Raw genomic sequence first — 23,839 nt, 5'->3', positions numbered from 1 at the left:
GGAGGAAAACTTAAAGAACACGAAAATTTCTTAAAGCGGGATTAAGAAAATCTAAAAAACAGATCCATGGCACAGGAGACAGGCCCTGTTCCCGGATCCGGGCAATGAAAAACCCGCCGGCTTGAATGACCGGCGGGTCTGTCTGTTCTATAGCTGTTAAAAGGAATGAGAGTAAAGTATGGTGCAACGAAGGGGAGGACCCTTCGTTGCGTCTACTTTATGAGGGGGGAGATAGTTGATGTGTTCTTCAACTATCTGACACTTATTATAGAGAGAAAATGTGTCCAAAATGTGTTTATTAAATGAAGAAAGAAGAAAAAATATTAAAAACCTCTTAACTGGAACGGGAAAATAAAGATCAGGAAAGATTTTTCTTGACTGTATGACCGCTGCACACTTTATGCTAAGATGGAAAGCAAGAGGAATTTTCGGAGCTGTTGCGAACCTTCTTCCATCTGTATGGATTATGCAGAATGCTGTAAAGATTAGTGCGGGACGGGGGTGGAAGGATATTTTTTTGTACATTTTTACCTCTTGATTTCGAGTGAAAAACACAGGATGAGCAAAATGACGAATTTGAAAATGCCACTTATTTGCAGCGGCGCCCGGATGCTAAGATAGTACGGCAAAAATGTAAGGTCATTTTTGAATGCATATTTGGATCATATTAAAGCAACAGGAGGAGAAAAATGCCAAAGAATAAAAGAGAGAGTCTGATCTATACAGTTTTGATGTGTTTTACAATGGTGCTGTGGATGAGTATTTATAATATAGTGCTCCACAAAGGGGAACTGTCTTTTGCGGTCCTGCAGGATGCCTGGATGGGGTTCCCCATAGCTTACGTGTTCGCCGTGGCCTGCGACTGGTTCCTTGTATCGGGGCTGGCCAAAGGGTTTGCCTTCCGCTATCTGGTAAGGCCCGGCGTTTCCAGTCCATTAAAGACGGCCCTCGCCGTGTCCATCTGCATGGTAGTGCCCATGGTCGTCATCATGTCTTTTTACGGGGCTGCGGAGGCTTGCGTAAGGGCAGGTCAGTGGAGCGGGATGCTTTTCAACTGGCTGGTCAATATCCCGAAGAATTTTGTCATGGCGCTGCCTTTCCAGCTTTTGATCGCGGGTCCGCTGGTGCGTTGCCTGTTTCGGAAAGCCTTCCCGGAGGGATGTATCCTGATGGTGGAGGAGCGGCCGGAAAGATAACAGAAGGACGGGGAAGGACCGGGTTTGTAAAAAACGGGGAAATACCACCGCGATTTACGGGGGAAGATGGAGGTATTGTATATTTTAAAAAACTGCGGCGGAGAAAAAATCTGTCGAAATGACGAAAATGAAAATCTAAAAAAGTGATAAATTGGTAAAAAATAATCTTGAAAAAACCGCAGCCGGGGATGGGACGGATTTCCTTGCAAAAAACACATAATTTTGCGGAGGAGAAGAAAGAAAAAAGCAGAAAAAATCCATAAAAAACAGGCGAAGCTCCGGCGCGTGAGCCGGGCGCAAAATTTATTGACAAATGTATTTGTTAGCAGTAATATTCACAGGAAAAAATAAGAGAAGGAAGGGGATAGTACGGGAGAATTAACAGAAAAACTGATGGAAGAGCTGAACTGTACGCCGGTTTTCGAGATTCCCGTTTTCGGCGGTATTGCCGTGAATGAATCCATTGTCGTCACGTGGATCATCATGGCGGTCCTGACGGTACTGTCTGTCGTCCTGGTCAGAAACTTAAAAGTAGAAAATCCCGGGAAAGTCCAGCTAGCGCTGGAGTCAGCGATCGGATGGGCGCAGGATTTCTTTGAAGGCATCATTGGAAAAGAAAACAGGCGCTATGTCCCTTATCTGATCACCGTGGCCCTCTACCTTGCAGTTTCAAATGTGATCGGGCTGACAGGCTTTAAACCACCGACAAAGGATTTAAATGTGACGGCGGCGCTGGCCATTATGAGTATGCTTCTGATCGAGTATTCAGGCATACACAGGAATGGTCTGAAGCACTGGGCAGGGCACTTCGCCAAACCGGTTCCCTTTGTGGCGCCGATCATGGTGATGGAGATTTTTATCCGGCCTCTGTCGCTGTGCATGCGTCTCTTCGGCAATATGCTGGGGGGATTTGTGGTAATGGAACTGGTCAAAGCAGTGGTTCCATTATTAGTACCTATTCCGTTGAGTTTCTATTTTGATATATTCGACGGACTTTTACAGGCGTATGTCTTTGTATTTCTGACTGCGCTTTTCATGAATGAAGAAATGGAATAATCAAGAAAAGAGTAAAGAAAAGGAGATTGAAAATTATGTCAGGAACAATTATTGCAATCGGAGCAGCTATTGCTGTACTTACAGGTATTGGAGCAGGTGTTGGTATCGGTATTGCAACAGGAAAGGCAGCTGAGGCTATCGCGAGACAGCCTGAGGCGGAGAGCAAGATCAGCAAGACACTTATCCTTGGATGTGCCCTCGCTGAGGCGACCGCTATTTACGGTTTCATCATCGGCCTTCTTGTGATCTTCTTCCTTCAGTAGGATATAACAGACGGAAGGCGGATAGTTTGATTACAGGAAAGGCAGGTACTGGAAGGTGCTGAGTTTAGACTTTAATTTTGTCCTGGAAATGATCAACCTGGTCATCCTCTATCTGCTCCTGCGGAAATTCCTGATCGGACCGGTCATGAATATCATGGAGAAGCGCAGGGCGATGATCGCTGACGGCATCCAGAACGCCAATGACCAGCAGGCCAGGGCGATGGAGCTGAAGAGCCAGTATGAGGATGCCCTGAGCGGAGCGAAGGATGAGTCAAGGCGTATGATCGAGCAGGCTAAGGAGGACGCAAAAAAGGAGTATGACCGCATACTGAAGGATGCAGACGCCGAGGCCGGAAAGCTCATGAAGACAGCCAGGGAAACTATTGATCTGGAGAGAGAACAGACACTGAGACAGATGAAGACAGAGGTCGCCGGACTTGCCATGGACGCTGCAAAGAAGATCATGCTGGAAAGCTGCAGCGAGAAGGACAGCCAGGCGGTCTATGACCAATTTCTGAGAGAAGCAGGTGAGCCACATGAAGACAGTGAAGAGCAATAGCCGCGCGTACTGTCCTATGTCCGCGGTCCGCTATGCCAGGGTGCTGTTTGATATGGGACTTCCGGAGGAAGTGATCGGGGAAGCGGAAGAAATCCTTGAGTCCTCCCCCGAGCTTGCCCTGGTCCTGGAGAGTCCTGTTGTCACAAAGGATGAAAAGCACAGGGTCATTGACCGGATTTTTGACACCCGGATCAGGAATTTCCTCAAAGTCACCACAGACTACGGGAAGGCTGGTATCGTGCAGGACATTTTCAGGGCGTATCATCAGTATAAAAATGAGATGGCCGGCATTGTGACCGCTCATCTGGCTTATGTGGTCCCCCCCACAGAGGAACAGAAGAAGGGCATGGAGCAGTTTGTGTGCAGGGAATTTCACGCGAAGGGCGTGCTCTGGGAGATGGAAGAGCGCCCGTCGCTGATCGGTGGTTTCCTTCTCCTTGTAAATGGCCGGGAGTATGATTACAGCATGCAGGGACGGCTGAAACGATTAGAACAAAAATTGACCTGGAGGTGAATAGCTTGAGTTCGATCAACTCAGATGAGATTATCTCTATCATCAAAGAAGAGATAGAAAATTATGATGTGATCAGCAGAGACCAGGAAGTTGGATATGTTGTCTCTGTTGGAGATGGGATTGCCTCCGTTTACGGAATAGATCACGCCATGTATGGTGAGATCGTCACCCTGGAGACAGGGCTGAAGGGCATGGTGCAGGATATCAAGACAAATGAGGTGAGCTGTATCCTGTTCGGAGACGACTCCGATGTCAGAGAAGGGACCAAGGTAGCCCGCACCGGAAAAAGAGCAGGCGTCTCTGTCGGAGAGAGTTATATAGGAAGGGTCGTGGATGCTCTTGGCTCTCCCATTGACGGAAAAGGCGAGATCAGAGCGGACGGATACCGCCCGGTGGAAGAGGCGGCTCCCGGTATCGTGGAGAGAAAGTCGGTCAGCGTGCCGCTGGAGACGGGGATCCTTGCCATTGATTCCATGTTTCCCATTGGCCGGGGACAGCGTGAGCTCATCATCGGTGACAGGCAGACGGGAAAGACATCCATTGCTACAGACACCATCATCAACCAGAAGGGAAAAGATGTGATCTGTATCTATGTGGCTATCGGTCAGAAGGCCTCTACCGTGGCCCAGCTTGTAAATACGCTGCGGACCCACGACGCTATGGACTATACAACAGTGTTCTGCGCGACGGCCAGCGAGTGCGCGCCGCTGCAGTACATTGTCCCCTATTCGGCTACGGCCCTGGCAGAGTATTTTATGTACCAGGGGAAGGATGTGCTGATCGTGTATGACGACCTCTCCAAGCATGCGGTGGCGTATCGTGCCATCTCTCTTCTGCTGGGACGTTCGCCGGGACGTGAGGCATACCCCGGAGATGTTTTCTACCTGCACTCCAGACTGCTGGAGAGGAGCAGCCGCTTAAGCGAGCAGGCAGGAGGAGGTTCCATCACGGCCCTGCCTATCATCGAGACTCAGGCGGGAGATGTATCCGCCTATATTCCGACAAATGTGATCTCCATCACAGACGGACAGATCTTCCTGGAGAGTGACCTTTTCAACGCCGGTATGCGTCCGGCTGTCAATGTAGGACTCTCTGTTTCGCGTGTGGGCGGCGCTGCCCAGACAAAGGCCATGAAGAAGGCGTCCGGAAGCGTGCGTATCGACCTGGCCCAGGCGAGGGAGCTGGAGTCCTTTACCCAGTTCAGCTCTGACCTGGATGAGGCAACAAAGACGCAGCTCAAATACGGCAGCTGTCTGACGGAGCTCCTGAAGCAGCCGCTTGGGAATCCGCTGAGCCTTCATGAGCAGGTCATTACGCTGTGCGTGGCAACCCACAGGCTCATGCTGGACGTCCCGACTGATGAGGTGAAGCAGTTCCAGACGGACTTGCTCGCGTTTTTTGAGAGCAGTCATCCGGAAATCTGCGGCGCCATCGAGGAGAAGAAGACGCTGGACGATGAGCTGACAGAACAGATCTTAAGCGCTGCAAAGGAATTCAAGGAGAAAAGGTAAGCAGGTGTTATTATGGCAAATGCAAGAGAATTGAAAGAGAGGATGGCCAGCATCCAGGAGACAAAGAAGATCACCAACGCCATGTATCTGATATCCTCCTCCAAGATGAAGCAGGCGAAGAAAAAGCTGGCGGATACAGAGCCCTTTTTCTATGCCATGCAGGCGGAGATCACCAGGATCCTGCGCCATGTGCCGGATATGCACAGCCATTTCTTTGACCGCAGGGAGAAGATACCGGCAGAGGAGAGAAAGGTGGGGTGCATTGTCATCACGGCGGATAAAGGTCTTGCAGGGGCATACAACCACAATGTGCTGAAGATGGCTGAGGAGCTGATCGGGCAGCCGGGGAAGCATAAGATGTTCGTCCTGGGAGAAGTGGGCAGGCAGTATTTTTCCAGGAGAGAAGACGAGCTTGACTCGGAATTCAAATACACCGTGCAGTCGCCCAACCTGTACCGGGCCAGGGTGATCGCGATCAAAATGGTGGAGCTGTTTGAGCAGGAGGAGCTGGATGACATTTATATCATCTACACCCGCATGAAAAACGCCCTCCAGGCGGAGACGCAGCAGATCAAGCTGCTGCCGCTGCAGCGGATAAATTTTGCGTCCGACAAGATGGCGGCCATGGCAGGCGTCTACAGGGAGGCTGTCACGCTGTATCCATCCGCCCATAAGGTCATGGACAGCATAGTCCCCAACTATCTGATCGGCATTATTTACGGCTGTCTTGTGGAGTCCTACTGCAGCGAGCAGAATTCCCGTATGCAGGCCATGCAGAATGCGACGGACAGCGCCACGGATATGCTGAATGAATTAAATATAACCTATAACCGTGTGAGGCAGGCAGATATCACCCAGGAGCTGACTGAGGTGATCGGCGGTGCCAATGCACAGAAAAGGAAGTGAGATAAAACGCTATGACAAAAGGAAAGATCATACAGGTCATGGGGCCTGTTGTAGACGTTGAGTTCGATAGCAGGGAAGAGCTTCCGTTTATCAAGGATGCGCTGGAGGTGGACAACGGCGGACAGCGCTGCGTCATGGAGGTGGCACAGCATGTCGGGAACAATGTTGCCCGCTGCATCATGCTTGCTTCCAGCGACGGCCTCTACAAAGGAATGGAGGTAACAGCCACCGGAGAAGGCATTAAGGTCCCGGTAGGCGAGCAGACCCTTGGAAGACTCTTCAATGTTCTTGGAGAGACGATAGATGATAAGGAGAAGATACCGGAGGATACAGAGCACTGGGTGATCCACAGGAAAGCGCCCGGCTTTGAGGACCAGAGCCCGGCTGTGGAGGTGCTGGAGACAGGCATCAAGGTCATCGACCTTCTGACACCCTACGCAAAGGGCGGCAAGATCGGCCTTTTCGGCGGCGCCGGCGTGGGCAAGACAGTCCTCATCCAGGAGCTGATCCACAACATCGCCACAGAGCACGGCGGATATTCTATCTTCACCGGAGTGGGGGAGCGTTCCCGTGAGGGAAACGACCTCTGGACAGAGATGAGCGAATCGGGAGTCCTGAATAAGACAGCCCTCGTGTTCGGGCAGATGAACGAACCCCCCGGAGCCCGTATGCGGGTGGCGGAGACAGGTCTTACCATGGCGGAGTATTTCCGCGATGAGGAGCATCAGAATGTGCTCCTGTTCATTGACAATATCTTCCGCTTTGTGCAGGCCGGATCGGAGGTGTCGGCCCTCCTTGGCCGGATGCCATCAGCCGTGGGCTATCAGCCCACCCTGGCAAACGAGATGGGCGCCCTGCAGGAGCGTATCGCATCCACGAAGAACGGCTCTGTCACGTCCGTGCAGGCTGTCTATGTGCCTGCCGATGACCTGACAGACCCGGCGCCGGCCACCACGTTCTCCCATCTGGATGCCACTACCGTGCTTTCCAGAAAGATCGTGGAGCAGGGGATTTACCCGGCAGTGGATCCGCTGGAGTCCACGTCCCGCATCCTGGAGGCTGACATAGTCGGTCAGGAGCACTACCAGGTAGCCAGAAGGGTGCAGGAAATCCTCCAGAAATACAAAGAGCTGCAGGATATCATCGCCATTCTCGGTATGGAGGAGCTGTCAGAGGAAGATAAGATGACCGTGAACCGGGCCAGAAAGATCCAGAGGTTCCTGTCACAGCCCTTCTCAGTGGCGGAGACATTTACCGGGACACCTGGAAAATACGTGCCTCTAAAGGAGACCATCCGGGGATTCAAGGCCATCATCGAAGGCGAGATGGACGAGTATCCCGAGAGCGCATTCTTCAATGTCGGGACCATTGACGAAGTCATAGAGAAGGCCAGGGCTGAGCAGGCTTAGGCGCCTGCCCGGGGAGGCCGCGCTGTGAATTTGTCCGGCAGAAGGAGTGGAATCAGATGAATACGTTTTTTTTGAAGATCATATCCAGTGATAAGGTTTTTTATGAGGGAAAATGCCAGAATCTCATCCTTCCCATGGAGGACGGTCAGTTCAGCATCCTGGCCCACCATGAGAACATGGTGGTGGCGGTAGCGAACGGGGAGCTCCACCTGAAGACCCCTGAGGGAGAGTGGATCACGGCGGCTGTGTCCCGGGGATTTGCGGAAATCATCAACAATCGTGTCTCCGTGCTTGTAAATTCGGCGGAGCGGCCGGAGGAGATCGATGTGAAGCGCGCGGAGGAGGCGAAGGAGAGAGCCCAGGAGCGTCTGCGCCAGAAGCAGAGCATCCAGGAGTACTACCTCTCCCAGGCATCTCTGGCCCGCGCCATGACCCGCCTGAAAACATCAAAAGACAAACATTGGAATATCTGATGGCAATGAGCCATGCAAAAATCAGGAAGTGCTCAGACTCTTCATGCTTGCATGAAAGAGGCTGAGTGCTTTTTGATTTTTATAGGGCGAACGCCCGGGACTGACACGGAGCGAAGCGGAGTGGAAGTCAGCATGGCGTAGTGGAAGTCGGCATGGCGTAGGAAACAGAATATCAGCCTTGTGGCACCTGGTAAAGTCCGTTATAATTGAAGAAAGAAAACTGCCCGCGAAAAATATGCCTGCGGGAGATATGATGAAAAGAATGACGGCAGGAGGGAGGTGCAGCAGGCATGAAGAAGCTGAAGACCCGTTGGACAGACCAGGTTCTGGAGCGCCCGGACCAGGTACTTGCCGAATATCCACGCCCCTCCATGCGAAGAGAGAGCTACGTCAATCTGAATGGATACTGGGATTATGTGATCACCGGGAGAGGGAAAAGACCGGAGCAGTACGCGGGGAAGATCCTTGTGCCATTTTCACCGGAGGCGCCTCTGTCGGGCGTGGAGAGGAGCCTTCATCCGAGCCAGGTGCTGTGGTACAGGCGGTCACTGCCGGCAGCGGTGCGCAGGAGACCGGGGAGGCGATGGCTCCTCCACTTCGGGGCTGTGGACCAGTTCGCCGCTGTGTATGTCAATAAAAAGCTGGTGACGAAGCACCTGGGAGGCTACCTGCCGTTTTCGGCAGATGTGACAGATTTCCTGAGGGAGGAAGAAAACGAGCTTGTTGTGGGAGTGCGGGATTTTACAGACCGTACCTATTACAGCAGGGGCAAGCAGAAGCTGATAAGGGGAGGGATGTTTTATACGGCCCAGAGCGGCATCTGGCAGACCGTGTGGATGGAAGAGGTGCCGGAGCTGCATGTGGAGCGTCTGCGCGTCACGCCTCTCTATGACCAGGAGGCGGTGGAGGTCACGGTCTGCAGCAGGGGGATGGGCATAGCGCGCGTCACTGTGTATGCGGAGGATATGCAGCCCTGGGAGGTGGAGGGGGAGGTCAATGAGCCCATTCGGATACCGGTGCCGCGGATGCGCCCCTGGACTCCGGAGGAGCCATTCCTTTATTCCCTGAGCGTCGACTTCGGGGAGGACCGGGTGGACAGCTATTTTGCCATGAGAAAGATATCCGTCTCCCTGGACGGGGAAGGGATCCCGAGGACCTTTCTCAACGGCAGGCCCTATTTCCAGAGAGGCGTCCTGGACCAGGGGTACTGGCCCGACGGACTGTACACAGCGCCCTGCGACGAGGCCCTGGAATTTGATATCAAAGAGATGAAGCGTCTGGGATTTAACATGCTGAGAAAGCACATCAAGATAGAGCCGGAGAGGTGGTACTATCACTGCGACAGGCTGGGGATGCTGGTGTGGCAGGATATGGTGTGCGGGGGCCGTCCTTTTAGGAGATGGTATGTCACCTACCTGGCAAACGGACTGGAGCTGTTCCATATCCGGTTTACAGATCGCACTTACAGACTGCTGGGAAGGGGAGAGGAGAAGAGCCGGGAACAGTTTGTGGAGGAGCTGAGGGAGACGATCCGCCTGCTCTGGAACCATCCCTCTATCGTCACCTGGGTCCTGTTCAATGAGGGCTGGGGACAGTTTGACGCAGAGGAAGTGACGGATTTGGCCAGGGAGGCGGACCCTCACCGGCTCATCGACCAGGCCAGCGGATGGTTTGACCAGGGGGGAGGAGATTTTCGGAGCATACATAATTATTTTTTCAAGCTCCGCTTCCGAAAAGAAGAACGTGTCCAGGCGCTGACAGAATTCGGCGGCTTCTGCTGGAGGTGCAGGGAGCACAGTATGTCGGGAAAGGTCTACGGCTACAGGATCTACGGGAGCAGGAGGGAGCTGAGCGCAGGCTATGGGCGGCTGATGAGGGAGGTTGCCTCCCATATCGGTGAGGGCCTGTCTGTCACGGTCTATACCCAGCTCTCAGATGTGGAGGAGGAAGTGAACGGCATTTACACCTATGACAGGGAAGTCCTGAAGATAGAGGAGGAGGTGCTGGCCGAGTGGAATGAAAAATGCAGGATTTGACATTCATGGGATCAAGGTAAATATAGAATATCGAAGGATAAAGAATATCAATCTGTATGTGCGCCCGGAAAAGGGGGAGGTGCTGGTGACGGCTCCGGTCAGGACGCCTCCGGAGCGGATCGAGAGGTTCCTGTATGAAAAGGAGGGGTGGATGCGCCGGCATCTGGAGCAGGCGCAGAGGACCCGCACATACCCGCCGGTATCGGAGGAGCAGATAAGAAAAATGAAGGAGCAGGTCCTGGCCTGCGCAGGAAAGTGGGAGAGGGTCATGGGAGTCCATGCGTCCGGGTGGACGCTGCGGGACATGAAGACAAGATGGGGGAGCTGCACGGTGGGCACGGGGCGCATCAGGCTGAACACCAGGCTTGTCTTTTACCCGGAGGAGTGCCTGGAGTATGTCATCGTGCATGAGCTCTGCCACCTGATCGAACCCAGTCATGACCAGCGCTTCAAGAGCTGTATGACAAGATTTCTGCCAGATTGGAAGGAGAGAAAAAAGAAACTAAATGGTTTACACATGGATAGCTGACATTTCCCGCCTCAGGGAGGAAACGATCTACAGAAAATATTATGAGGAAGTTCCGGACTTCCGGCGGGAGAAGGCGGACCAGCTCCGCTTTCCAAAGGACAGGGCCCAGAGCGTAGGCGTATGGGCGCTGCTGGAGCGGATGCGCAGACAGTACGGGGCAGGGGCTGACCAGGCCTATAATCTGTCCCACTCCGGGGATTATGTGCTGTGCAGTCTCTCCACGGAGAGGGAGGCGAAAGTGGGCTGCGATGTTGAGACAGTGAAGGAGGCCCGGCTGCAGGTGGCCCGCCGCTTTTTTCTGCCTTCTGAGACGGCCTGGATCGAGGGGAAGCCGTCGGAGGGGGAGAGGGCGGAAGCTTTCTACCGCCTGTGGGTGCTGAAGGAGAGCTTTATGAAGGCGGTGCGCAGAGGGATGGGACTGGATACAAGGAGCTTTGAGATAGGCTTTGACGGAGAAGACTGTCCCTTCCTTGAGAAGAAGCCTTCACAGTACCCGGAAAGATTTTATTACAGGGAGTATAGCGTGCCGGGGATCGGCGCCAGGATCGCCGTGTGCAGCACGGACGGGGAGTTCGGGGAAATCTGCCATGTGGCGCTGGGATAAAACCCGGATTGACGTACAGTATATGTTTTGCTAAAATAAGAAAAGGGAAAAGCATAGGTTTATGAAGAAACAAAAACATTTACTGGTTTGAATTCATGAGATATGCAGGGTGAGTATGATTTAATTGAATAAGGAGGAATATCATGTTAGATCTTACATTCGGAGAACAGGTCAAAATTATCTTGAGCCGTAAAGGCATGACGATCAAAGAACTTGCGGAAATGATAGAAGAGCGGACAGGAAAGAAGATGTCCAGGCAGAATCTCACACAGCGCCTCGGAAGGGACAATTTCCAGGAGCAGGACATGCGCATGATCGCAGAGATACTGGACTGTCCGTTCCAATTGAATATACTTGGGGACGCAAGGCAGCCGGAGAACACAGATGAGGAGAGTGTTCATGTCACGGAGGCCGAATTGCAGCGCCTTGAAAAGAAGAAGGGGAGGAGACACCGCCCTGTGGAGCGCGACATCACTATCGGCGAGCTGGTAGAGCTCAATGAGGGCCTGGACCAGCTCCTGGAGGAGAAGGAAGGACTCCTGGCGGGCGGGACCGAGCCGGAGCCGGCAGAGAAGGAAGAGGCACAGATGAGGCCGGAGGAGGAAGCAGGGGAAGAAGCGGCACAGTCCGTGTCAGAGACATATGAAAAAGCAGATGAAGCTCCTGCGGCAGAGCCGGAGGTGACGGAGCCGGCGGCTGCAGAGGAAGAGGCGGCTGTGGAGACGGCAGCGGAGAAAGAGGACATGCCTCAGGAGGATGTGACGCAGCCGGAGGAGGCAGAGCGTCCGGCCAAAAAGGCGAGGGGAAGCTGGAGAGATTTCTTCCAGAGGCGGACCAGAAGGGAGCAGAAGGAGACCACCTCCCCGGCAGAGCCGGAAAACAATCCCCCGGCAGAGCCGGAAAACAATCCCCCGGCTGCCCCGGAGGAGGAAGAGGAGAGTCAGGGCGATCCGGAGACGGGCGGCCTTGAAGAGGCTCCCGAGAAGGATGTGGAAGAGCTGCTGCAGCGCGGTGCGGACGAGGAGGAGGACCTGGAGAAGGGGGAGGTCAATCCCTACACAGGGCACGAGTATGAGTCCAATACTGTGCGCATGCACCCCAAGAGGATAGGATATGTCCAGGTATATGACAGGAGCAGCCATCAGTGGACCGACATGACAGAGTGGGCGTTCCTCGGGTACCAGGAGCGGAAGAAGGCGCTGCTCGGAAACGATTACGAGCCCCCCATCTATCTGGATTAAAGAAAGGAAGAGGACTGTGAACTGGGAGCAGCTTTTATCTCCGAAGAGAAGCAGGGGCAGCAGCCAGAGGCACCCCGGGTCTTCGGATCTGCGCAGTGAATTTGAAAAAGATTATCACCGTATCATAGGGAGCGCGTCTTTCAGGAGACTGCAGGATAAAACCCAGGTGTTTCCGCTGGACAAGAGTGATTTCATAAGGACCCGGCTGACCCATTCCCTGGAGGTGTCCTCCCTGGCAAAGTCACTGGGGCAAAATATTGGCGAGAACATCCTTACATATAAGAAGGATCCGTCCTTCACCCCGCAGATGAAGGAAGATATCTGCAGTATCCTGCAGTGCGCAGGGCTGATCCACGACATTGGCAATCCCCCCTTTGGACATTTCGGCGAGGTGGCTATACGGGAGTGGTTTGAGAGGAATCTCCCCCGGCTGACGTTTCGGGGAAGGCCTGTGGAACAGGTGCTGACAGAGCGGATGAAGCAGGATTTTTATCACTTTGAGGGAAATGCCCAGGCCTTCCGGCTTGTGACAAAGCTGCATTTTCTCGTGGATGAAAATGGCATGAACCTCACCTATGCACTGCTGAACACGATAGTGAAGTATCCGGTCTCCTCTCTGGGGATAGATGGCAGCTGTGGCGATATCAAGAAGAAAAAGATTGGCTATTATCTGGCGGATGAGGAGCTGTTTCGCAGGGTCGAGAGGGAGACCGGGACAAACGGGTGCCGGCACCCGCTGACCTTTATCCTGGAGGCGGCAGATGACATTGCCTATAAGACAGCGGATATTGAAGACGCATTTGTCAAGGGATTTATCTCCTATCATGTACTGATGGAGGAACTGAAGAAACTAAAAAATATTCAAAATAATGATAAAGTGATCTTTGACCCGGCGGGAAAGCTGGAGGAGCTGTACCGGAGGGGCGTTGAGAAGGGTGTGGACCATCCGGAGGAGTATGCGGTCAAGAACTGGATCGTCCGTGTACAGGGATTTCTCATTTCCTGTGCCACATTTGGATTTACATCTAATTATGAAGCGATCATGGAGGGAAGCTATCCGGCGGACCTGTTCCACGGTACGTTTGCGGAGGAGCTGATGGAGCTGCTGGGGGACGTGGCTATGCGGAGAGTGTTTTCCACCAGGCAGATCTACCTCATGGAGTTGGTGGAGGCAGGGATACTGGACTATCTCATGGACAGCTTTGTGAGAGCGGTCATCTACTACGATGAGGATGACAGTGCGCTGGATTCCATTGACAGGCGGCTTGTCTATTTTATTTCCGGCAATTACAAGGATGCCTACCACTATCATGCGAGGGGGAAGAGCGAGGCGGAGAGACTGTACCTGCGGCTTCTCCTCGTGACAGATTTTATCTGTGGTATGACAGACAGCTACGCCAAAAGGCTGTACCAGGAGCTGAAGGCGATCCTTTAACAAAAGCGGGACAGGCATTTTCCGGCATCCGGGCGAATAGATTGTGATAACCAGACAAAGAATGGAAGTGGAGGTTTGAAACAGTTTATTCGCTATTTGTATGAATATCAGGATGGAAAACGCATCCGGAACGTGGGCTTTGTAAAGGTGGAGCAGGCCGAGGAGTCCACGGTAGTGCATATTCACGGGAAAGGGCTGCATCTTGCGGAGGATAAAAGACTGAAGGTGTACATATTTTATGTGAGAGAAGGGCAGTGCATCGGACTGTGGCAGGGAGATATCGGCCATGTGGATCCGGCAGTCAACTTCCGACTGGCTTTTACGCCGGACGACACGGGACGGGCATCCAACTATCCGCTGATAGAGGGGATCATACTGGAAAACGCGGGGCAGAGGAGATTTGCCGCTGTGTGGGATGACATGCCTGTGGATGTGGAGAGGATGCAGGTCTTTAAGGATGAGCCAGAGCCGGATCTGGCCAGCCTGGCTGCCCAGAGGACTGTGGAAGAGCAGGAGGCTTACGGCGGAGGCGCGGGCGGAGTGCCCGGGGATGAGGGAGAGCCGTCGCAGGAGGTCTCTGGCGAGGATGGACAGGATGACCTTCCGGAAGAAGAGCCGGGGGAAATCCCTGGCGGGATATCCGATGAAACACTTGATGGAACACCCGATGCGGCGGAATGCCCGCGGGAGGAGAACGGGCAGCGGCCTCAGGGTGAGGGGCAGCAGGGAGGAGATTCCCCACTGCTCTGCATCAAGATCCAGCGCCGGGATATCGCTCAGCTCAAGCGCTGTGAATGGCGGCTGGCCAACAACAGCTTTCTCCTCCACGGCTACTATAGCTATCACCATCTCCTGCTCATCCAGGAGGGGGAGAAGTGCTGGCTGGGCGTTCCCGGTATCTACCATCCCCGTGAGGCGCAGGCGGCGGAGGCATTTGGCTTCCCCAGATTTATCAGGCTTGACGGGGAAGCCGTGGAGCTGGAGGAAGAAGAGACAAACAGCGAGGAGGACTTCGGATACTGGTGCCGGCCTGTGAGGCGGTGACACAATTGGAACAATTTTCATCCCGCACGTCATTCCGCACGTAATACTTTTTAAAAGTATTACGTGCGGAATGAAAAACCTGGTGCGTGATCTTAGATAAAGTGGTGTGTAAATGTGCAAAATGTAGATGAAAAATATATGAAAGAAGCAATTAAACAGGCAAAGAAAGCGTATGCCCTGGATGAGACGCCGATAGGCTGCGTGATCGTCTGCGAGGGGAAAGTCATCAGCCGGGGATACAACCGGAGAAACACGGACAAAAATCCGCTGGCTCACGCGGAGATAACGGCTATCCGCAAAGCCAGCCGCAGGCTGGGGGACTGGCGCCTGGAGGGGTGTACCATGTACGTGACGCTGGAGCCCTGTCAGATGTGTGCAGGTGCCATTGTCCAGTCCCGGATGGACAGAGTGGTGATCGGGTGTATGAATCCCAAAGCGGGCTGCGCCGGTTCTATCCTCAATCTGCTCCAGATGGACAGGTTCAACCATCAGGCCGAGATAACAGCCGGCGTGCTGGAGGAGGAGTGCAGCTCCCTCATGAAACAGTTTTTCCGGGAGCTGAGAGAAAAGAAGAAAAAAGAAAAAAGAAGCGGTGTCTGATCCGTGGCGGATGAGACGCTGCTTCTTTTAATTTCCCTTTTTCGTGCATTGCGCTTCGAACCAGGCCAACAGACGTTACCTTGGCAGTTTACTCAACCCAGGCACCCTCACGGCACCCGGAAGGTTCCGTTTAGTGCTGCTTCGTTCCCGACCTGACACGGTTCGCGGATTTCCGTCGCGTGAGACCCGGATATCAACGTCACTTACCAAGGGCAGCTCTGCCAGCTTTCGCCCTCCGCGCAATATCACCCCTGCTATAGCGGACTGCAGGTACAAGGCACCGCTACCGCCCCGGCTGCACGAGTCTATATTTTACCCTGTTTTTGCGGAAATGTCAATGGATGAGGGATTTATTGTAAAACCCGGCGGAATATAGTAAAATAGCAGGCATGATGAGAAAAATAGTATTAGTGGCAGTCAACGCAAAATACATACATTCCAATCTGGCCGTGTACAGCCTGAAGGCCTATGCGGACGCAAGGCTGAGGAGGAGAAAAAGCCCTGCCTCCGGAACTGTGGAGATCGAGATCGGCGAGTACACTATCAACCAGCAGCCGGACGGCATCATGGAGGATATTTATAAGAGGAGGCCGGACCTTCTCTGTTTTTCCTGCTATATCTGGAACATCCGGATGATACGCGAGCTTCTGCCTGAGCTGGGAAAGGTGCTGCCGGATACGGAGATCTGGCTGGGAGGGCCGGAGGTGTCCTATGACCCGGTGCGGCTGCTGGAGCAGCTCCCGCAGGTGACAGGCATCATGAAAGGGGAGGGGGAGGAGACCTTCGCCGTCCTGGCAGAGAGGAAGACGGACCCGGGGGCAGACCTGGCGGATGTGGAGGGGATCACCTGGAGGGACAGTCTGGGGCAGATACAGGACCATCCCTGGCGGCAGCCCCTGGATCTGGACGAGATTCCTTTTGTCTACCAGGATATGACAGATTTCAGGCATCGGATCGTGTATTATGAGAGCAGCAGGGGGTGCCCCTTCTCCTGCAGCTACTGTCTGTCCTCCATTGACAAGAGGATCCGGTTCCGAAGCCTGCAGCTGGTGAAAAAAGAACTCCAGTTCTTCCTGGACGCGGGGACCGGGCAGGTGAAATTTGTGGACCGGACCTTCAACTGCCGCCATGATCACGCTCTGGAGATATGGAAATATATCAGCAGCCATGACAACGGAGTCACAAATTTTCATTTTGAGATCTCGGCGGACCTCCTGAACGGGGAGGAGCTGGCGCTGATCCGCTCCATGAGGCCGGGGCTGATCCAGCTGGAGATAGGCGTCCAGTCCACAAATCCGGAGACTATCAAGGAGATACGGCGGACCATGGACCTGGGGCGCCTGGAGGAAAATGTGAAAAGGCTGCGGGAGGGCAGGAACGTGCACCAGCACCTGGACCTGATCGCCGGTCTCCCGCAGGAGGACCTGGAGAGCTTCAGCCGCTCCTTTGACAGGGTCTACGCCCTGCGCCCGGACCAGCTGCAGCTCGGCTTTCTCAAAGTCCTGAAGGGATCCCGCATGGAAACGATGAAGGAGGCATACGGCCTTCTCTGCCGGGATATCCCGCCCTACGAGGTACTCTCCACAAGATGGCTGTCCTACGGGGATACCCTGATCCTCAAGGGCGTGGAGGAGATGACGGAGCTTTACTATAACAGCGGCCAGTTCAGGACGGCGCTGGAGCTCCTGGAGCGGCGGGAGCCGTCTCCCTTTGCCCTGTACAGGAGGCTGGCGGATTTTTATGAAAAAAGAGCGCTGGACCAGATGCAGCATGCCCGGGCGGTCCGCTATGAGATCCTGCTTGACTTTGCGGGGGAAAACTGGCCGGAGGATGCAGAGGAGATGAGGGAGCGGCTCATCTTTGACTATTATCTCAGGGAGAACGCCAAAAGCAGGCCGGCCTTTGCCGGGGAGTCCCGGGCGGACAGCCGGTGGGTGCGGAGCTTCTACGAGACGGAGGCGCGGGAGCACAGATACCTGACAGGCTGCGGGGGGATGGATAAAAACCAGCTGCGCAGGATGACCCATCTGGAGTTTTTTCCTCTGAAGGGAGAGTATGTGCTGTTCGACTACCGGGAAAGGGACCCTCTCACGAACGATGGAAGAGGAATTCATATTGCAATTGAAAAATAAAAAGATTACAATGTAGAAAGCGGAAAAAAAGGAGAATAGGACATGAATTTTAACAATAAGCGGACAAGGCGGATCATTGCGGTCATCATCATGATCGTTATCTTGGCTATGGTGGCCACATCCATCATACCCTCCGCTATGATCTGAGGGACAGTGGAAATGTAACCAGGAAGGATAGGCAGAGACATATGGCTGGACGGAGAAGGAGCCTGAAGGAAACAAAGAGGATGACGGCGCGGAGAAAGAAACAGACGCGCCTCCTTATCATGGCGGGCGCGGGGCTGATACTGGTCGCCCTGCTGGCTGTGTATACACAGCTCAGAAATTATGTAAATAGAGTGGACCGCGATGTGATCTGCGATAATGTGTGGATCGGCGCCATGGATGTGTCCGGGATGACGGCCGAGGAGGCAGGCGCCGCCCTGGAAGGGCATATGGAGGCAGACGGGGCTGTGACGGTGACGCTCCAGTCTGACAGCGGCTCCGCCCAGGCCACTTTGAGCGAGCTGGGGCTGACCGCCGAGGATGTGGATAAACTGACCAGGGAGGCGGTGGATTACGGGAAGACAGGAAGCGTATTCTCCCGCTACAGACAGCAGAAGGACCTGGAAAAAGAAAAACATGTCATCCGGGAGAGATTCAGCCTGGATCAGGAGAAGACAGAGGCTGTCCTGGATGAGCGGGCTGCATCTCTGGTAGAGGGAGCGGTGGACGCCACCATCCAGAGGACGGCGGCCTCCTTTGACATCACACCGGAGCAGGAGGGGGAGGCTGTGGATGTGGATGCCACCATCCAGGCAGTCACAGACCATCTCAACGACCAGTGGGAGCATGACGACTTCACGGTGGAGCTGGAGACAAAGAAGGAGGAGCCTGAAATAACGGAGGAGGACCTGTCCTCCATACAGGATGAGCTGGGCAGCTTCTGGACAGACGCCGGGGGCGGCGAGAGATGGCAGAACCTGAAAAACGGCGTGGATAAGCTGAATGGGAAGATCCTGATGCCGGGCGAGACGCTGTCCGTGGGACAGACCACAGGCCCCTTCACACCTGAGAACGGCTATGTGGAGGCGGGGGCCTACGAGAATGGCCAGGTGGTCTCCGACTACGGCGGCGGCATCTGCCAGGTGTCCACAACTCTCTACAATGCAGTCATTTACGCTGAGCTTGAAGTGGTGGAGCGGTCTCCCCACTCCATGACGGTAGGCTATGTGAAGCCCTCCAGGGACGCGGCCATTGCCGGGGATTATCTGGATTTCAAATTCAAGAACAGCTATGACACACCCATATATATATACGGCGAGATCAATGACAGCAACCAGCTCCAGTTCGTCATCTACGGCAAGGACACAAGGCCCGAGGGACGGACAGTGGAATACGAGAGCGAGACCATCAGCACAGAGCCCTACGAGACCGTATATAAAGAAAACTCAGAGCTGGCGGCGGGGACCACACAGGAATCCGGCAGCCCGCACGACGGCGTGGAGGCACAGCTCTGGAAGGTCGTGTATGAGAACGGCCAGGAGGTCAGCCGGGAGGTGTTCAATACGAGCCACTATGAAAAGTCTGATCAGGTGATCGAGGTGGGCACTGCTTCGGCCAGCGGGGATGTGCTGGCTGCCCTCCAGAGCGCCATTGCGTCCCAGGATGCGGACAAGGTCAGTGCGGCAGTCAGCCAGGCTGCCTCGGCGGGAGGCCAGGAGCAGGCGCAGGACCAGACGGACGGGACGGCAGAGTAGGCAGGAGCAAGGGAAAAGGAGAGCGGATTTTGACAGAGACAGCGATCGTGTACGGGGAGCAGGGGGATCTGGGGCGGTACGCCCTGGCCCACTGCGTCAATGCCCTGGCGGCCGGAGGGGCGGAGGAGTTCTCCGCAAAGGCGGTGTTCCAGATACCGGCGGACCAGGAGAATACTTTTCTGTATGAACTAAAAAAGAAGTGGAGGAAAATGGCAGAGGACCTGCCATTTTTTCTGGACATAAGCGAGCCGGAGGGCGGGAAATGTCCGGCGGTCACCCTGCCCTGCGCCCTGGTGACGGCAGCGGGAGAGCCGGGCGTTAAAGGCCCGGAGAGTCCCAGGAGGCGGGAGAGCATGGATATCCTTGTGGCCGGCCATGCCGGCCTGGAGGGGATGCTGCGGATCAGCGAGGAGAGGCGGGGGCTTCTCCGGCGCAGGTTTGCCCCCTCCTTTCTGCGGCTGGTGGAGTCCGCGCAGGACCGGGTCTTTGGGACAGACATTGTCCGGGGAGCCAGAAGAGCCGGGATACCGGTGATCCATCACGTGGGGGCAGGCGGAGTCTTCAAGGCCCTGTGGGACCTGGCTGCTGTGACGGGCCGTGGCCTGGAGGCGGACCTGAAGAAGATCCCTGTCAGGCAGGAGACCATTGAAGTGTGCGAGCTCTTCCACATCAACCCCTATCAGCTCACGTCAGCGGGATGCTTTCTCCTGGCGGCGCCCGACGGGGAGGAGGCGGCAGAGAGGCTTGCCCGGCAGCAGGTGGAGGCCTGGGTCATAGGGAGGCTCAGAAGAGATAACGACAAGATCATACGAAACGGAGAGGATGCCAGGTTCCTGGACCGTCCCGGGATGGACGAGATATGGAAGCTGTGGCAGGAGGAATGACTACAGATATGAGCAGGAGGGAACAGATGCTGAATATCGTGCTGCATGAGCCGGAGATACCGGCCAATACAGGAAATATAGGAAGGACATGCGTGGCTGCCGGGGCGCGGCTCCACCTGATCGAGCCCCTGGGCTTCCGGCTGGATGAAAAAAGCCTGAAGCGGGCGGGGATGGACTACTGGAAGGACCTGGATGTGACTACCTACATCGACTATCAGGACTTCCTGGAGAAGAACCCGGGAGCAAAGCTGTACATGGCCACTACAAAGGCGCCCAGGATCTACACGGATGTCCGCTATGAGCCGGACTGCTATATCATGTTCGGGAAAGAGAGCGCCGGCATACCGGAGGAGATCCTTGTGGACCATCCGGAGACCTGCGTGCGGATCCCCATGATGGGCCACATCAGGTCCCTCAACCTGGGAAACTCCGTCGCCATCGTGCTGTATGAGGCGCTGCGGCAGAACGGGTTTGAGGGGATGGAGACAGAAGGACATCTGCACCGTCTGGCCTGGTGAGAGAGAAAGTCAGAACAGCCATACACACAAACAGCATCGTGTGTGTGGCTGTTTGTTTTTTCCTGGATTGCAGGATGAGCTCCGCATAAAATCAAAATCAGAGGGAGAAAGTAATGAAAGAGCACGCAAAAATCCCCACTCCGAAACAATGAAAATAATTGTGAGATTATAAAATAAATTGTATAATCACAAGAGGCGTTGAAACAAAAATAACAAAAAATAATAGACATGGCGAACAAATCATATTATAATTTGTACTACAGGATAGCAGAAAAAGGAAAAGAGAGGTGGTGAATAGATGGTAGAGGAGACCATTCAGACCATAAAGCAGGCCGAAAAAGAGGCCGGAGAGATTGCGGCGCAGGCAGATGCCCGCTGTGAGCAGATACTTTCCCAGGCATCCGGTGAGGCAGAGAAAATGCAGGAAAATATCATCCGGGATGCAAAAACCGAGGCTGCGGCTGTCATGGACTCTGCTGCTGAGGAAGGGAAAAGACTGGCGGAAGAGGCGGCTGCGGAGACGGAGGAGCTGATCCGGACTCTGCGGGAGGAAGCGGAAAAGACGAAGGAGGCCGCCGTGTCAGATGTCATCGACCATCTGATCTGAGACGCTTCTAAAAAATGAAAGAAAAGGAGGGATGTGTCTATGGCAGTACTGCAGATGCAAAGAGTCAGTATCTGCGCGCTGAAGAAGGACCGAAAGGCCATCCTGGAGAGGCTCCAGTCCCTGGGACTCATGGAGGTCAGCCAGCCGGTGGAGGATGACGACATCTTCCAGAGGATGGACACCACCAGCCCCAGGCTGAGCTTTGAGAAGAAAGCCCACACCGCGGACCAGGCCCTGGATGTACTGGAGCAGTATGTTCCCCGGAAGCAGTCCATGTTCGCCAGCCTTGAGGGAAAGAAGCTGGTGGAGAAGGAGCAGTTCCGGAAGGCGGCCGAGGACAGGGAAGAGATCATGGATATGGCGGCGGATATCCTTCTGTGCAGCAGACAGATCGCAGAGAAAAAAGCTGCCATTCTCAAGGACGAAAACCAGATAGAGAGCCTGAGCCCCTGGCTTGGCCTCGGTGTCCCTATGGATTTTGAGGGGACAGAGCACACGGCTATGCTGCCGGGGATCATGGCAGCTGGCACTACGCTGGAGGATGTGTACGCTGTCCTGGCAGAGCAGCTCCCCCAGACAGAGGAGCTGGATGTGGAGATCGTTTCCTCCGGCCCGGACGGCGTGTACATGGCTGTGTTCTGTATGAGAGAGGATGCGGGCGCGGTGGAGGATGCCCTCCGGCAGGGAGGATTTGCAAGACCCTCGCAGACCGTACCGGAGGACCCGGCGGTCCGGACAGAGGAGCTGAAAGCGGATATTGGAAAGCTGAACAGGGAGATAGAGGAGAAGGAAGAGGAGATAAAAGCCCGGGCTCCGAGGCGGGAGGAGCTGGAGTACATCTCGGACTACTACCGCATCCGGGCGGAGAAATATCAGGTGCTGGGAACCCTGCCCCAGTCAGGGCGCACCTTCCTCATCAGCGGGTACGTGCCGGCAAAGGCAGTGCCTGCCCTTCAGAAGGCGATCGAAGAGAAATATGACTGCGTCATGGATGTGGAGGAGCCGGGGGAGGACGAGGAGCCGCCCACCATCCTGCACAACAACGCCTTCTCCTCCAGCGTGGAGGGAGTGCTGGAATCCTACGGACTTCCCCACAGGGGAGAGTTTGACCCGACGACCATCATGTCATTTTTCTATGTGTTCTTCTTCGGGATGATGCTGTCAGATGCGGCCTACGGTGCGATCGTGGCCATTGTGTGCTTCGTGGCGCTGAAGAAATTCCCAAGGATGAGCGCGGGGATGCGCAAGTCACTGAAGCTTTTCATGCTGTGCGGCGTCTCCACCATTGTGTGGGGCATCCTGTTTGGAGGATATTTCGGAGATGTGGTGGATGTGGTGTCCAGAGTCTTCTTCGGGAGGGAGGTCAGCGTGCCGCCGCTGTGGTTCGCGCCTCTTAACGACCCCATGAAGCTGCTGGTATACTCCATGGCATTCGGCCTTGTACATCTGTTCGTGGGACTCGGCATCAAGGGCTACATGCAGCTTAAGGCCAGACAGTATCTGGACTTCTTCTGTGACGTGGTGCTCTGGTACGTATTCCTGGTGGGACTGATCATGATGCTGCTCCCGTCGGAAATCTTCCGCTCCATCTCGCAGATGGACATCGTCTTCCCGCCGGCCCTTAACACGCTGGCAAAGGTGCTGGCCATTGCGGGGGCTGTGGGACTTCTCCTGATGTCCGGCCGGGACAACAAGAATCCGGTGCTCCGGCTGGCACTGGGAGCCTACGACATTTACAATATCACAGGCTGGCTCAGCGATGTCCTGTCCTACTCCCGTCTTCTGGCACTGGGGCTTGCCACGGGCGTGATCGCCTCTGTTGTCAATCAGATGGGAAGCATGCTTGGAAAGAGCATTGCGGGTGTGATCCTGTTTGTGGTCGTCTTCATCGTCGGACATGCCATGAACCTGGCCATCAACCTGCTGGGCGCTTACGTGCACACGAACCGTCTCCAGTTTGTGGAGTTTTTCGGAAAGTTTTATGAAGGGGGAGGAAAGCCCTTTGAACCCTTTGAGAATGATACAAAATATGTAGATATTAAGGAGGAAACAATATCATGAGTATATGGGAGAATTTAGGACTGGTATATTCACTTCTCGGAGCGGCAGTGGCCGTGTTTCTCGCAGGCGCGGGGTCAGCCCTCGGTGTAGGCATCGCCGGACAGGCTGCGGCGGGGGTCGTGACAGAGGACCCGAGCAAATTTGCCAAGGTACTGGTGCTCCAGCTCCTGCCCGGTACACAGGGTATCTATGGACTGCTGGTGGGCTTCCTCACCCTTTCCAAGATAGGCCTTCTTGGCGGCGGAGCGGCGCAGATCGACCCGCAGACAGGTCTCCTCATCCTGGCAGCCTGCCTGCCGGTAGGGATCGTGGGACTGATCTCCGGAAAATCCCAGGGAGAGACGGCAGCGGCATCCATCGGTATCGTGGCGAAGAAGCCGGAGCAGTTCGGTAAGGCCATGCTGTTCCCGGCCATGGTCGAGACCTACGCGATCCTTTCTCTCCTGATCTCCATCCTGGCTGTGACTGCTATTCAGATTTAACCGAGGGACGGACAAAGAACGATCAGGAAAAGGAGTGCGA

The 23,839-nt window shown here is 54.7% G+C and carries 23 protein-coding genes and 1 other RNA gene; 23 read left to right on the top strand and 1 reads right to left on the bottom strand.

Features of this window, described 5'->3' with window-relative positions:
- Positions 1–689 precede the first annotated feature (689 nt).
- The 16 genes from B5E62_RS09440 to tadA all read left to right on the top strand — a co-directional run bounded on the left by B5E62_RS09440 (position 690) and on the right by tadA (position 15,376).
- Positions 690–1,196, top strand: a complete 507-nt coding sequence (locus tag B5E62_RS09440; protein WP_087174346.1) for a DUF2798 domain-containing protein — start codon at positions 690–692, stop codon at positions 1,194–1,196.
- Positions 1,197–1,589: 393 nt separating this feature from the next.
- Positions 1,590–2,252, top strand: coding sequence for a F0F1 ATP synthase subunit A (locus tag B5E62_RS09435; protein WP_087174345.1), 663 nt, complete (start codon positions 1,590–1,592; stop codon positions 2,250–2,252).
- A 35-nt stretch (positions 2,253–2,287) separates the two neighbouring features.
- Positions 2,288–2,515, top strand: a complete 228-nt coding sequence (gene atpE / locus B5E62_RS09430; protein WP_076779695.1) for an ATP synthase F0 subunit C — start codon at positions 2,288–2,290, stop codon at positions 2,513–2,515.
- A 55-nt stretch (positions 2,516–2,570) separates the two neighbouring features.
- Positions 2,571–3,074 carry a F0F1 ATP synthase subunit B gene (atpF, locus tag B5E62_RS09425; protein ID WP_087174344.1) on the top strand — a complete coding sequence of 168 codons (504 nt, stop codon included), beginning with the start codon at positions 2,571–2,573 and terminating at the stop codon, positions 3,072–3,074.
- Positions 3,052–3,588 (top strand): ATP synthase F1 subunit delta, encoded by a 537-nt coding sequence (gene atpH / locus B5E62_RS09420; RefSeq protein ID WP_087174343.1) that lies wholly within the window; start codon positions 3,052–3,054, stop codon positions 3,586–3,588. The genes atpF and atpH overlap by 23 nt, the downstream gene beginning before the upstream one ends.
- Complete coding sequence (gene atpA / locus B5E62_RS09415) at positions 3,585–5,099, top strand: F0F1 ATP synthase subunit alpha (protein WP_087174342.1); 1,515 nt, start codon at positions 3,585–3,587, stop codon at positions 5,097–5,099. Before atpH ends, atpA begins: the two co-directional genes overlap by 4 nt.
- 12 nt (positions 5,100–5,111) lie before the next feature.
- Positions 5,112–6,005 carry an ATP synthase F1 subunit gamma gene (gene atpG / locus B5E62_RS09410; RefSeq protein WP_087174341.1) on the top strand — a complete coding sequence of 298 codons (894 nt, stop codon included), beginning with the start codon at positions 5,112–5,114 and terminating at the stop codon, positions 6,003–6,005.
- Between the two features lie 11 nt (positions 6,006–6,016).
- Positions 6,017–7,414, top strand: a complete 1,398-nt coding sequence (atpD, locus tag B5E62_RS09405; protein ID WP_087174340.1) for a F0F1 ATP synthase subunit beta — start codon at positions 6,017–6,019, stop codon at positions 7,412–7,414.
- Positions 7,415–7,470: 56 nt separating this feature from the next.
- Positions 7,471–7,887 carry an ATP synthase F1 subunit epsilon gene (atpC, locus tag B5E62_RS09400; protein WP_087174339.1) on the top strand — a complete coding sequence of 139 codons (417 nt, stop codon included), beginning with the start codon at positions 7,471–7,473 and terminating at the stop codon, positions 7,885–7,887.
- Positions 7,888–8,177: 290 nt separating this feature from the next.
- Complete coding sequence (locus B5E62_RS09395) at positions 8,178–9,923, top strand: glycoside hydrolase family 2 protein (RefSeq protein WP_087174338.1); 1,746 nt, start codon at positions 8,178–8,180, stop codon at positions 9,921–9,923.
- Positions 9,904–10,452 (top strand): M48 family metallopeptidase, encoded by a 549-nt coding sequence (locus B5E62_RS09390; protein ID WP_087174337.1) that lies wholly within the window; start codon positions 9,904–9,906, stop codon positions 10,450–10,452. The genes B5E62_RS09395 and B5E62_RS09390 overlap by 20 nt, the downstream gene beginning before the upstream one ends.
- On the top strand, positions 10,430–11,056 hold the full coding sequence (locus tag B5E62_RS09385; protein ID WP_087174336.1) for a 4'-phosphopantetheinyl transferase family protein: 627 nt from the start codon (positions 10,430–10,432) through the stop codon (positions 11,054–11,056). The genes B5E62_RS09390 and B5E62_RS09385 overlap by 23 nt, the downstream gene beginning before the upstream one ends.
- Before the next feature lie 143 nt (positions 11,057–11,199).
- Positions 11,200–12,297, top strand: coding sequence for a helix-turn-helix domain-containing protein (locus tag B5E62_RS09380; RefSeq protein ID WP_087174335.1), 1,098 nt, complete (start codon positions 11,200–11,202; stop codon positions 12,295–12,297).
- 16 nt (positions 12,298–12,313) lie between these two features.
- The gene (locus B5E62_RS09375) at positions 12,314–13,732 is read left to right on the top strand and encodes a deoxyguanosinetriphosphate triphosphohydrolase (protein ID WP_087174334.1); all 1,419 of its coding nucleotides are present in this window, start codon (positions 12,314–12,316) and stop codon (positions 13,730–13,732) included.
- Positions 13,733–13,807: 75 nt separating this feature from the next.
- Entirely contained in the window at positions 13,808–14,776 is a 969-nt protein-coding gene (locus B5E62_RS09370) for a DUF6128 domain-containing protein (protein ID WP_143468834.1), read from the top strand.
- Positions 14,777–14,890: 114 nt separating this feature from the next.
- Positions 14,891–15,376, top strand: coding sequence for a tRNA adenosine(34) deaminase TadA (gene tadA, locus B5E62_RS09365; RefSeq protein ID WP_206414313.1), 486 nt, complete (start codon positions 14,891–14,893; stop codon positions 15,374–15,376).
- 41 nt (positions 15,377–15,417) lie between these two features.
- On the opposite strand, the gene ffs is transcribed toward tadA, so the two are convergent.
- Positions 15,418–15,679: signal recognition particle sRNA large type (ffs, locus tag B5E62_RS09360), an RNA gene on the bottom strand.
- 86 nt (positions 15,680–15,765) lie between these two features.
- Here ffs and B5E62_RS09355 point away from each other — a divergent pair.
- From B5E62_RS09355 to B5E62_RS09325, 7 genes are all read left to right on the top strand, one after another.
- Positions 15,766–17,508: a B12-binding domain-containing radical SAM protein gene (locus B5E62_RS09355; protein WP_242957804.1), complete on the top strand. Its 1,743-nt coding sequence runs from the start codon at positions 15,766–15,768 to the stop codon at positions 17,506–17,508.
- 188 nt (positions 17,509–17,696) lie between these two features.
- On the top strand, positions 17,697–19,247 hold the full coding sequence (locus B5E62_RS09350; protein ID WP_087174330.1) for a VanW family protein: 1,551 nt from the start codon (positions 17,697–17,699) through the stop codon (positions 19,245–19,247).
- A 29-nt stretch (positions 19,248–19,276) separates the two neighbouring features.
- Positions 19,277–20,131, top strand: coding sequence for an AIR synthase-related protein (locus tag B5E62_RS09345; RefSeq protein WP_087174329.1), 855 nt, complete (start codon positions 19,277–19,279; stop codon positions 20,129–20,131).
- Between the two features lie 26 nt (positions 20,132–20,157).
- On the top strand, positions 20,158–20,649 hold the full coding sequence (locus tag B5E62_RS09340; protein WP_087174386.1) for a tRNA (cytidine(34)-2'-O)-methyltransferase: 492 nt from the start codon (positions 20,158–20,160) through the stop codon (positions 20,647–20,649).
- A gap of 298 nt (positions 20,650–20,947) precedes the next feature.
- A complete protein-coding gene (locus tag B5E62_RS09335; RefSeq protein ID WP_087174328.1) occupies positions 20,948–21,256 on the top strand; it encodes a hypothetical protein in 309 nt (102 codons plus the stop codon).
- Positions 21,257–21,295: 39 nt separating this feature from the next.
- Positions 21,296–23,317, top strand: a complete 2,022-nt coding sequence (locus B5E62_RS09330; protein ID WP_087174327.1) for a V-type ATP synthase subunit I — start codon at positions 21,296–21,298, stop codon at positions 23,315–23,317.
- Positions 23,314–23,799 carry a V-type ATP synthase subunit K gene (locus B5E62_RS09325; protein WP_087174326.1) on the top strand — a complete coding sequence of 162 codons (486 nt, stop codon included), beginning with the start codon at positions 23,314–23,316 and terminating at the stop codon, positions 23,797–23,799. Before B5E62_RS09330 ends, B5E62_RS09325 begins: the two co-directional genes overlap by 4 nt.
- Positions 23,800–23,839 lie beyond the last annotated feature (40 nt).

It is taken from the genome of Lachnoclostridium sp. An118 (assembly GCF_002160985.1).
Lineage (GTDB): Bacteria > Bacillota > Clostridia > Lachnospirales > Lachnospiraceae > Claveliimonas > Claveliimonas stercoravium.
Note: the sequence above shows the minus strand (reverse complement) of the source record. Positions and strands in the feature narration are given on the sequence as shown.

Coding starts and splice junctions, on each gene's coding strand:
- B5E62_RS09385 (WP_087174336.1), top strand. CDS start 10,430: ATGGTTTACACATGGATAGCTGACATTTCCCGCCTCAGGGAGGAAACG.
- B5E62_RS09440 (WP_087174346.1), top strand. CDS start 690: ATGCCAAAGAATAAAAGAGAGAGTCTGATCTATACAGTTTTGATGTGT.
- atpC (WP_087174339.1), top strand. CDS start 7,471: ATGAATACGTTTTTTTTGAAGATCATATCCAGTGATAAGGTTTTTTAT.
- B5E62_RS09435 (WP_087174345.1), top strand. CDS start 1,590: ATGGAAGAGCTGAACTGTACGCCGGTTTTCGAGATTCCCGTTTTCGGC.
- atpG (WP_087174341.1), top strand. CDS start 5,112: ATGGCAAATGCAAGAGAATTGAAAGAGAGGATGGCCAGCATCCAGGAG.
- B5E62_RS09330 (WP_087174327.1), top strand. CDS start 21,296: ATGGCAGTACTGCAGATGCAAAGAGTCAGTATCTGCGCGCTGAAGAAG.
- B5E62_RS09335 (WP_087174328.1), top strand. CDS start 20,948: ATGGTAGAGGAGACCATTCAGACCATAAAGCAGGCCGAAAAAGAGGCC.
- atpD (WP_087174340.1), top strand. CDS start 6,017: ATGACAAAAGGAAAGATCATACAGGTCATGGGGCCTGTTGTAGACGTT.
- B5E62_RS09395 (WP_087174338.1), top strand. CDS start 8,178: ATGAAGAAGCTGAAGACCCGTTGGACAGACCAGGTTCTGGAGCGCCCG.
- B5E62_RS09390 (WP_087174337.1), top strand. CDS start 9,904: ATGAAAAATGCAGGATTTGACATTCATGGGATCAAGGTAAATATAGAA.
- B5E62_RS09350 (WP_087174330.1), top strand. CDS start 17,697: ATGGCTGGACGGAGAAGGAGCCTGAAGGAAACAAAGAGGATGACGGCG.
- atpH (WP_087174343.1), top strand. CDS start 3,052: ATGAAGACAGTGAAGAGCAATAGCCGCGCGTACTGTCCTATGTCCGCG.
- B5E62_RS09325 (WP_087174326.1), top strand. CDS start 23,314: ATGAGTATATGGGAGAATTTAGGACTGGTATATTCACTTCTCGGAGCG.
- B5E62_RS09340 (WP_087174386.1), top strand. CDS start 20,158: ATGCTGAATATCGTGCTGCATGAGCCGGAGATACCGGCCAATACAGGA.
- B5E62_RS09380 (WP_087174335.1), top strand. CDS start 11,200: ATGTTAGATCTTACATTCGGAGAACAGGTCAAAATTATCTTGAGCCGT.
- B5E62_RS09355 (WP_242957804.1), top strand. CDS start 15,766: ATGATGAGAAAAATAGTATTAGTGGCAGTCAACGCAAAATACATACAT.
- atpE (WP_076779695.1), top strand. CDS start 2,288: ATGTCAGGAACAATTATTGCAATCGGAGCAGCTATTGCTGTACTTACA.